Genomic DNA, 8,299 nt, shown 5'->3' on the forward strand with positions numbered 1-8,299 from the left:
CCGCGCCGCGCTGGCGCAGGCGCTCGGCCTGCCGCGCGCGCCGCACTGGCTGCACCAGGTCCACGGCATCGCCGTGGCCGATGTCGATACGCGGGAGCCAGGCGATGCGGCGGAGCCGGCGGCGGACGCCGCGGTGAGCGCGCGCGCCGGCGAGCCGCTCGCCATCCTCACCGCCGACTGCCTGCCGGTGCTGTTCTGCGCCGAGGCCGGCCGCGAAGTGGCCGCGGCGCATGCCGGCTGGCGCGGGCTGGCCGCCGGCGTGCTCGAAGCCACGCTGGCGGCGATGGCCGCGCCGCCGGGGCGCGTGCTGGCGTGGCTGGGGCCGTGCATCGGCCAGGCGTCCTACGAGGTGGGCGGGGACGTGCGCGCCGCCTTCGTCGAGGGCGATGCCGGCGCGGCCGCGGCCTTCGCGCCCACGCGGCCGGGACACTGGCGGTGCGACCTCGCCGCGCTGGCGCGGCGGCGCCTGCACGCCGCCGGCGTCGAGCGCGTTTACGGCGGCGGTTTCGATACCTTTGCCGACGCGCGCTTCTATTCCTGGCGCCGTGACGCCAAACGCAGTGGACGCTTCGCCAGCCTGATTTGGATCGAGCGCGACAAGCAAGAGAGACGAGCAAGAGCGGGATAGCCGCGTTCCCGCGCCCACAGGACTACCGCAAGACCCGCGCCATGGCCCCCAGCACATCGGCGGAGCCTGCCCGCCGCCAGCCGTCGTCCGGCACCAACGGCAATGGTTTGAACGGGTGCGAGGCCGCGCTTCGTTCCCCGCAGGTCTGCGACATACCGCCACAGCGGCGCGCCCCCCGAGTTGATTGAGGTCAAGCGCCCGCTCGGCCCGCGGCGAGACACTGCGCCCCGTTGCAGGCCGGGACGGCGAGATGTCGCTCAAGATTGCAGTACTGAAGGAAACGCGCGCCGACGAGCGTCGCGTGGCGGTGGTGCCTTCGCTGGTGGCGCGCTTCGCCAAGCTGGGCGCCGAAGTGGTGGTGCAGGCGGGCGCGGGCGAGGCGGCGCGCTTCACCGACGCCGACTACGCCCCGGCGCGGATCGAGCCCGATGCGCGCCGGCTGGTGGCCGACGCGGACATCGTACTGGCGGTGCAGGCGCCGGCGACGGAACTCGCCGCGGCGATGAAGCCCGGCGCGGTGCTCGCCAGCTTCGTCTACGCGCAGAAGGAGCCGGCCCTGCTCAAGGCGCTGCGCGATGCGCGCCTCAGCGCCTTCGCCATGGAGACGGTGCCGCGCATCAGCCGCGCGCAGTCGCTGGACGCGCTGTCCAGCCAGGCCGCGCTGGCCGGCTACTACGCGCCGCTGCTCGGCGCGGTGCAGCTGCCGCGCATCCTGCCGATGATGACCACCGCCGTGGGTTCGCTGCGCGCCGCGCGCGTGCTGGTGATGGGCCTGGGCGTGGCCGGTTTGCAGGCGCTCGCCACCGCGCACCGTCTGGGCGCCGTCACCGAGGGCTACGACGTGCGGCCGGAGACGCGCGAGCAGGCGCAGTCGGTGGGCGCCAAGTTCGTCGACACCGGCGTGGACGCGCGCGGCGAGGGCGGCTACGCGCGCGAACTCACGCCGGAGGAACAGGCCAGGGCGCGCGAGGCGCTTACCCGCCACATCCAGCAGGCCGACCTCATCGTCACCACCGCCAACGTGCCGGGGCGCGCCGCGCCGCGGCTGATCGACCGCGCGCAGATCGAGGGCATGAAGCGCGGCTCGGTGATCGTGGACCTCGCCGCCGACAGCGGCGGCAACTGCGAGGGCACCGTGCCGGGCCAGACCGCGGAGGTCGGCCCGGCCACCATCCTCGCGCCCTTCAACGTGCCCTCGCTGCTGGCCCAGCACGCGAGCGAGCTGTACGCCAAGAACCTGCTCAACCTGCTCGAACTCATCGTCAAGGACGGCGCGCTGGCGCTCGACCTCGCCGACGAGGTGGTGGGCGGCACGCTGCTCGCCCACGGCGGCGAGATCCGCAACGCGGCGGCCAGGGCGTTCCTGCAAAGCCTCGACAAGGAGATTCCCGCATGAGCATCGAGCTTTCGATGGGCTGGCTGATCGCGCTGTACCTCTTCATGCTGGCGGCCTTCACCGGCTACGAGGTGATCAGCCGCGTGCCCTCGATCCTGCACACGCCACTGATGTCCGGCTCCAACTTCGTGCACGGCATCGTGGTGGTGGGCGCGCTGCACGCGCTGTTCAACGCCGAGTCGCTGGCCGGGCAGGTCATCGGTTTTGTCGGCGTGGTGCTGGGCGCGGGCAATGCCGCGGGCGGCTACGTGGTCACCGACCGCATGCTGGCGATGTTCAAGCCCAGCGCGGCGCGCAAGGAGTAGGTGGCATGTTGCAGCTGCTGGTGGAAGCGAGCGGCTTCGCCGCCGCGCTGTTGTTCATCCTGGGCCTGAAGCGCATGGCCTCGCCGGCCACCGCGCTGCGCGGCATCGTGCTGGCGGGCGTGGGCATGCTGGTGGCGGTGGTGGCGAGCTTCGGCTACCTCGCCGACGTGGGCGAGGCGGCGCGCCCGCACCGGCTCGCCAACCTCGGCCTGGCGCTGCTGGCGCTGGCGCTCGGCATCGGTTGGGCCTGGCGCAGCGGCCGGCGCGTGGCGGTGACGGCGATGCCGCAGATGGTGGCGCTGTACAACGGCATGGGCGGCGGCGCCGCGGCCGCGGTGGCGGCGGTGGAGCTGACGGGCACGCATGCGGACAGCCCGCTGCAACTGGGCGTGACCATGCTGGGCGCGCTGATCGGCGCCGTCTCGCTGGCCGGCTCGCTGGTGGCCTGGGCCAAGCTCGACGGGCGCATGAAGAGCGCCTGGCGCTTCCGCGGCCAGGGCGCGCTCAACGCGGTGGTGCTGCTGCTCACGCTGGTGCTGGGCGCGCTCGCGGTCTTCGGCCCGGGCGCCATGGCGGCGTGGTGCGCGGTGCTGTTCTTCGCCGGCGCGCTGGCCTTCGGCGTGCTGATGACCCTGCCCATCGGCGGCGCCGACATGCCGGTGGTGATCTCGCTCTACAACGCCTTCACCGGCCTCGCCGTGGGGCTGGAGGGCTACGCCCTGCACAACCCGGCGCTGATGATCGCCGGCATGGTGGTCGGCTCGGCCGGCACCCTGCTCACCCTGTTGATGGCCAAGGCGATGAACCGCTCGCTCACCAACGTGCTGTTCAGCCGCTTTGGCGAGGGCGCGGCGGCCGCGCAGGGCGAAATCGCCGGCAGCATGAAGAGCGCCGATGCGGCCGACGCGGCGGTGACCATGCGCTACGCCGGCAGCGTGATCATCGTGCCCGGCTACGGCCTCGCGGTGGCGCAGGCGCAGGCCAAGCTCTACGAGTTCGTGAAGCTGCTGCAGGCGGCGGGCGTGGACGTGAAGTTCGCCATCCACCCGGTGGCCGGCCGCATGCCCGGGCACATGAACGTGCTGCTGGCCGAGGCCGGCGTGCCCTATGACCTCATCTTCGACATGGACGACATCAACGACAGCTTCGCCAGCACCGACGTGGCACTGGTGATCGGCGCCAACGACGTGGTGAACCCCGCCGCGCGCACCGACAAGGCCTCGCCCATCTACGGCATGCCCATCCTCAACGTGGACCGGGCGCACCAGGCCTACGTGATCAAGCGTGGCCAGGGCAAGGGCTACGCGGGCGTGGAGAACCTGCTGTTCTACGGCGACCACTGCAGCATGGTCTACGGCGATGCACTGGCCGTGCTCAACGCCATGGTGCAGGCGATCAAGGATCTTCCGGCCTGACGGTCGTCGGGCCATGCGGCGCGCCGCGCGCCGCCGCGCATCACACAAGGAAACAACGATGGCATACGCAACCACCAACCCCTACACGGGCGAGTTGATCAAGACCTTTCCCGACGCCACGGACGAGGAGGTGCAACAGGCGATCGGCAGCGCCCACACCGCCTTCCTCGCCTGGCGCGAAACCCCCTTCGCCGCGCGCGCCAAGGTGATGCAGAAGGCGGCCGACCTCTTGCGCGCGCAGGCGGAGGGCTACGCCAAACTGCTCACGCTGGAGATGGGCAAGGTGATCGGCGAGGCGAAGGCGGAGGTGGAGCTGTCCGCCGCCATCTTCGAGTACTACGCCAAGCATGCCGAGCAGTTGCTGGCGCCGGAGAAGCTGCCGGTGGCCGACCCCGCCGAGGGCGAGGCGGTGGTGGTGCACGAGCCGCTGGGCGTGCTGCTCGCCATCGAGCCGTGGAATTTTCCGTACTACCAGATCGCCCGCATCATCGCGCCGCAGCTCTCGGCCGGTAACACCATGCTGCTCAAGCACGCCTCCAACGTGCCGCAGTGCGCGGCGGCGTTCGAGGCGCTGATGCGCGAGGCCGGCCTGCCGGCGGGCGCGTTCAAGAACCTCTACGCCACCCGCTCGCAGATCGGGCTGATCCTCGACGACCCGCGCGTGCACGGCGTGGCGCTCACCGGCTCGGAGGGCGCCGGCGCGGTGGTGGCGGCGCAGGCCGGCAAGGCGCTGAAGAAATCCACGCTGGAGCTGGGCGGCGCCGACGCCTTCGTGGTGCTGGCCGACGCCGAGCTGGCGAAGACGGTGAAGTGGGCGGTGTTCGGCCGCCACTGGAACGGCGGCCAGGTGTGCGTGTCGTCCAAGCGCATGATCGTGGTGGACGGCCTCTACGACGCCTTCCTCCAGCGCTACACCGAGGGCGTGGCCGCCCTGCGCGCGGGCGACCCCTTCGACCCGGCCACCACGCTGGCGCCGCTGTCCTCGCAGGCGGCGGCCGACGAGGTGAAGGAGAAGATCCGCCAGGCGGTGGCCCACGGCGCCACCGCCACCGAGGTCGGGCCGAAGGTGCCCGCGCAGGGCGCCTTCGTGCAGCCGACCCTGCTCACCGACGTGGGCGAGGACAACCCGGCCCGCTACTGGGAATTCTTCGGCCCGGTGTCGATGCTGTTCCGCGCCCGCGACGAGGACGACGCCGTGCGCATCGCCAACGATTCGCCCTTCGGCCTGGGCGGCTCGGTGTTCACCGCCGATGCGAAGCACGGCGCCGAGGTGGCGAAGCGCATCTCCACCGGCATGGTGTTCGTGAACCACCCGACCATGGTCAAGGCCGACCTGCCGTTCGGCGGCGTGCGCCGCTCGGGCTACGGCCGCGAGCTGATCGGGCTGGGCATCAAGGAGTTCGTCAACCACAAGCTGATCGACGTGGTGGGTATCGACGCGCCGTTCTGATCCCCCGAACCGCCCCCATCCCCGCAGGAGCGCGCCTTGCGCGCGGTCGACGCACGCCGCGGCAACGCCGCGGCGGTCGCGCGCAAGGCACGCTCCTACAAGAGGGCGGGAATCATCGTTTCTAAGGAGTACATGGCATGACCCTCGACAACAAGGTGGCGCTGGTGACCGGCGCCGGGCAGGGCATCGGCCGCGGCATCGCGCTGCGGCTGGCGAAGGACGGCGCGGACCTCGCGCTGGTGGACGTGAAGGCGGACAAGCTCGAGGCGGTGGCGGCGGAGGTCCGCGCGCTGGGCCGGCGCGCGACCACCTTCGTGGCCGACGTCGGCGACCGCGAGCAGGTGTTCGCCGCGGTGGCGCATGCGCATCAGGCGCTGGGCCGCTTCGACGTGATGGTGAACAACGCCGGCATCAGCCAGGTGCAGCCGCTGGAAGCGGTGCAGCCGGAAGAGGTGGAGCGCATCTTCCGCATCAACGTGCAGGGCACGCTGTGGGGCATCCAGGCCGCGGCGGCCAAGTTCCGCGAACTGGGCGGCAAGGGCAAGATCATCAACGCCTCCTCCATCGCCGGCCACGAGGGCTACGCTCTGCTCGGCGTGTACTCGGCCACCAAGTTCGCCGTGCGCGCGCTGACCCAGGCGGCGGCCAAGGAGCTGGCCAGCGCCGGCATCACCGTCAACGCCTATTGCCCCGGCGTGGTGGGCACGGACATGTGGGTGGACATCGACCGGCGCATGGCTGAGATCACCGGTGCGCCGGTGGGCGCCACCTACAGGAAGTACGTCGAGGGCATCGCGCTCGGCCGCGCCGAGACGCCGGACGACGTGGCCGCCTTCGTGGCCTACCTGGCCGGCCCGGACTCGGACTACATGACCGGGCAGGCGCCGCTGATCGACGGCGGGCTGGTGTACCGCTGAGCACGGTTCGACGCGCCGGGCGGGCGTGGCCCGCCCCCTGCGCGGTGGCCGCTGCCCGATGCCGGGCAGCGGCTTTTTTTCGGGCGGGGCCCGCATCCGGCGCTGCTGGTACGCTTCCCCTTTCGCGTTACTGCCACTCCGGTTACCACGATGCCTGCCTACCGTTCCAAGACCTCCACCGCCGGCCGCAACATGGCGGGTGCGCGCGCGCTGTGGCGCGCCACCGGCATGAAAGACGCCGACTTCGCCAAGCCGATCGTCGCGGTGGTCAACTCGTTCACCCAGTTCGTGCCCGGCCACGTGCACCTGAAGGACCTCGGCCAGCTCGTGGCGCGCGAGATCGAGGCCGCCGGCGGCGTGGCCAAGGAGTTCAACACCATCGCGGTGGACGACGGCATCGCCATGGGCCACGACGGCATGCTGTATTCGCTGCCCAGCCGCGACATCATCGCGGACTCGGTGGAATACATGGTCAACGCGCACTGCGCCGACGCCATGGTGTGCATCTCCAACTGCGACAAGATCACGCCCGGCATGCTGATGGCCGCCATGCGGCTCGACATCCCGGTGATCTTCGTCTCCGGCGGCCCCATGGAGGCGGGCAAGGCACGCCTGGCCAACCCCGCCACCCACGCCGTCGAGCTCAAGAAGCTCGACCTGGTGGATGCCATGGTGATCGCCGCCGACGAGGCCTATTCCGACGCCGACGTGGCGGCAGTGGAGCGCTCCGCCTGCCCCACCTGCGGCTCGTGCTCGGGCATGTTCACGGCCAACTCCATGAACTGCCTCACCGAGGCGCTGGGCCTGTCGCTGCCGGGCAACGGCACGGTGGTGGCCACGCATGCCGACCGCCAGCAGCTCTTCAAGCGCGCCGGCCGCCGCATCGTGGAGCTGGCCCGCGCCTACTACGAGCAGGAGGACGCGCGCGTGCTGCCGCGCGCGGTGGGCTTCAAGGCGTTCGAGAACGCGATGACGCTGGACATCGCCATGGGCGGCTCCACCAACACCATCCTGCACCTGCTGGCGATCGCGCGCGAGGCGGGCATCGACTTCGGCATGGCCGACATCGACCGCCTCTCGCGCGTAGTGCCGCAGCTGTGCAAGGTGGCGCCCAACACCAGCAAGTACCACATCGAGGACGTACACCGCGCGGGCGGCATCATGGCCATCCTGGGCGAGCTGGACCGCGCCGGCCGGCTGCACACCGACGTGCCCACGGTGCACGCCCCGACACTCGGGGACGCGCTGGCACAGTGGGACATCGTCCGCACCGAGGACGAAGCCGTCAGGACCTTCTACCTCGCCGGCCCGGCCGGCATCCCCACCCAGGTGGCCTTCAGCCAGGCCACGCGCTGGCCTAGCCTGGACCTGGACCGCGCCGGGGGCTGCATCCGCTCCTGCGAGCACGCCTACTCCAAGGAAGGGGGCCTGGCGGTACTCACGGGCAACATCGCGCGCGACGGCTGCGTGGTGAAGACGGCCGGCGTGGACGAGAGCATCCTGGTGTTCGAGGGCACGGCCCACGTCACCGAATCGCAGGACGAGGCGGTGGAGAACATCCTCCACGGCAAGGTCAAGGCTGGCGACGTGGTGATCGTGCGCTACGAAGGCCCCAAGGGCGGCCCCGGCATGCAGGAGATGCTCTACCCGACCAGCTACATCAAGTCCAAGGGTCTGGGCAAAGCCTGCGCGCTGCTGACGGACGGGCGCTTCTCCGGTGGCACCTCGGGCCTGTCCATCGGCCACTGCTCGCCCGAGGCGGCCGCCGGCGGCGCCATCGGCCTGGTGCGCGACGGCGACCGGATCCGCATCGACATCCCCCGCCGCACGATCGACGTGCTGCTCTCCGACGAGGAGTTGGCAAGCCGCCGCGCGGAGCAGGACGCCAAGGGCTGGAAGCCGGCCAAGCCGCGTCCGCGCAAGGTGTCCGCTGCGCTCAAGGCCTACGCGAAGCTGGTGATGTCGGCCGACAAGGGCGCGGTGCGCGATTTGTCGTTGCTGGAGGATTGAGCTGGCGGGGGCTTCGCGTTAGCCGGTGCTTTGCCTGCGAGGGGCGCGTGCTGTGTTGTTGGCTCCGTCGCATGCTGGCCGGCCTTTGGCCGGGGTTTCGCCCTCCTGCCGGAGGGCGAGTTACTTTCTCTTGCTTGTCCAAGAGAAGTAACCAAAGAGAAAGACACCCCGAGGGCGC

At 71.1% G+C, this 8,299-nt stretch carries 7 protein-coding genes; all 7 read left to right on the forward strand.

Annotation, left to right across the window (positions count from 1 at the left end; genetic code table 11):
• The coding region (gene pgeF / locus ACH65_RS13225; RefSeq protein ID WP_049623078.1) for a peptidoglycan editing factor PgeF at window positions 1-628 on the forward strand (628 nt) is incomplete at its 5' end.
• Between the two features lie 250 nt (window positions 629-878).
• The gene (locus ACH65_RS13230) at window positions 879-2,024 is read left to right on the forward strand and encodes an NAD(P) transhydrogenase subunit alpha (RefSeq protein ID WP_049623079.1); all 1,146 of its coding nucleotides are present in this window, start codon (window positions 879-881) and stop codon (window positions 2,022-2,024) included.
• Window positions 2,021-2,329 carry an NAD(P) transhydrogenase subunit alpha part 2 gene (locus ACH65_RS13235; protein ID WP_049623080.1) on the forward strand — a complete coding sequence of 103 codons (309 nt, stop codon included), beginning with the start codon at window positions 2,021-2,023 and terminating at the stop codon, window positions 2,327-2,329. The genes ACH65_RS13230 and ACH65_RS13235 overlap by 4 nt, the downstream gene beginning before the upstream one ends.
• 5 nt (window positions 2,330-2,334) lie before the next feature.
• Window positions 2,335-3,744, forward strand: coding sequence for an NAD(P)(+) transhydrogenase (Re/Si-specific) subunit beta (locus tag ACH65_RS13240; RefSeq protein ID WP_049623081.1), 1,410 nt, complete (start codon window positions 2,335-2,337; stop codon window positions 3,742-3,744).
• 58 nt (window positions 3,745-3,802) lie between these two features.
• Window positions 3,803-5,194 carry an NAD-dependent succinate-semialdehyde dehydrogenase gene (locus ACH65_RS13245; protein WP_049623082.1) on the forward strand — a complete coding sequence of 464 codons (1,392 nt, stop codon included), beginning with the start codon at window positions 3,803-3,805 and terminating at the stop codon, window positions 5,192-5,194.
• A 137-nt stretch (window positions 5,195-5,331) separates the two neighbouring features.
• Window positions 5,332-6,111, forward strand: a complete 780-nt coding sequence (locus tag ACH65_RS13250; protein ID WP_049623083.1) for an acetoin reductase — start codon at window positions 5,332-5,334, stop codon at window positions 6,109-6,111.
• A 150-nt stretch (window positions 6,112-6,261) separates the two neighbouring features.
• The gene (gene ilvD / locus ACH65_RS13255; protein WP_049623084.1) at window positions 6,262-8,121 is read left to right on the forward strand and encodes a dihydroxy-acid dehydratase; all 1,860 of its coding nucleotides are present in this window, start codon (window positions 6,262-6,264) and stop codon (window positions 8,119-8,121) included.
• Window positions 8,122-8,299 lie beyond the last annotated feature (178 nt).

The sequence above is a fragment of the Frateuria defendens genome (assembly GCF_001182895.1).
In the GTDB taxonomy this organism is placed as follows: Bacteria; Pseudomonadota; Gammaproteobacteria; order Xanthomonadales; family Rhodanobacteraceae; genus Frateuria_B; species Frateuria_B defendens.

Coding starts and splice junctions, on each gene's coding strand:
- ACH65_RS13230 (WP_049623079.1), top strand. CDS start 879: ATGTCGCTCAAGATTGCAGTACTGAAGGAAACGCGCGCCGACGAGCGT.
- ACH65_RS13235 (WP_049623080.1), top strand. CDS start 2,021: ATGAGCATCGAGCTTTCGATGGGCTGGCTGATCGCGCTGTACCTCTTC.
- ACH65_RS13240 (WP_049623081.1), top strand. CDS start 2,335: ATGTTGCAGCTGCTGGTGGAAGCGAGCGGCTTCGCCGCCGCGCTGTTG.
- ACH65_RS13245 (WP_049623082.1), top strand. CDS start 3,803: ATGGCATACGCAACCACCAACCCCTACACGGGCGAGTTGATCAAGACC.
- ACH65_RS13250 (WP_049623083.1), top strand. CDS start 5,332: ATGACCCTCGACAACAAGGTGGCGCTGGTGACCGGCGCCGGGCAGGGC.
- ilvD (WP_049623084.1), top strand. CDS start 6,262: ATGCCTGCCTACCGTTCCAAGACCTCCACCGCCGGCCGCAACATGGCG.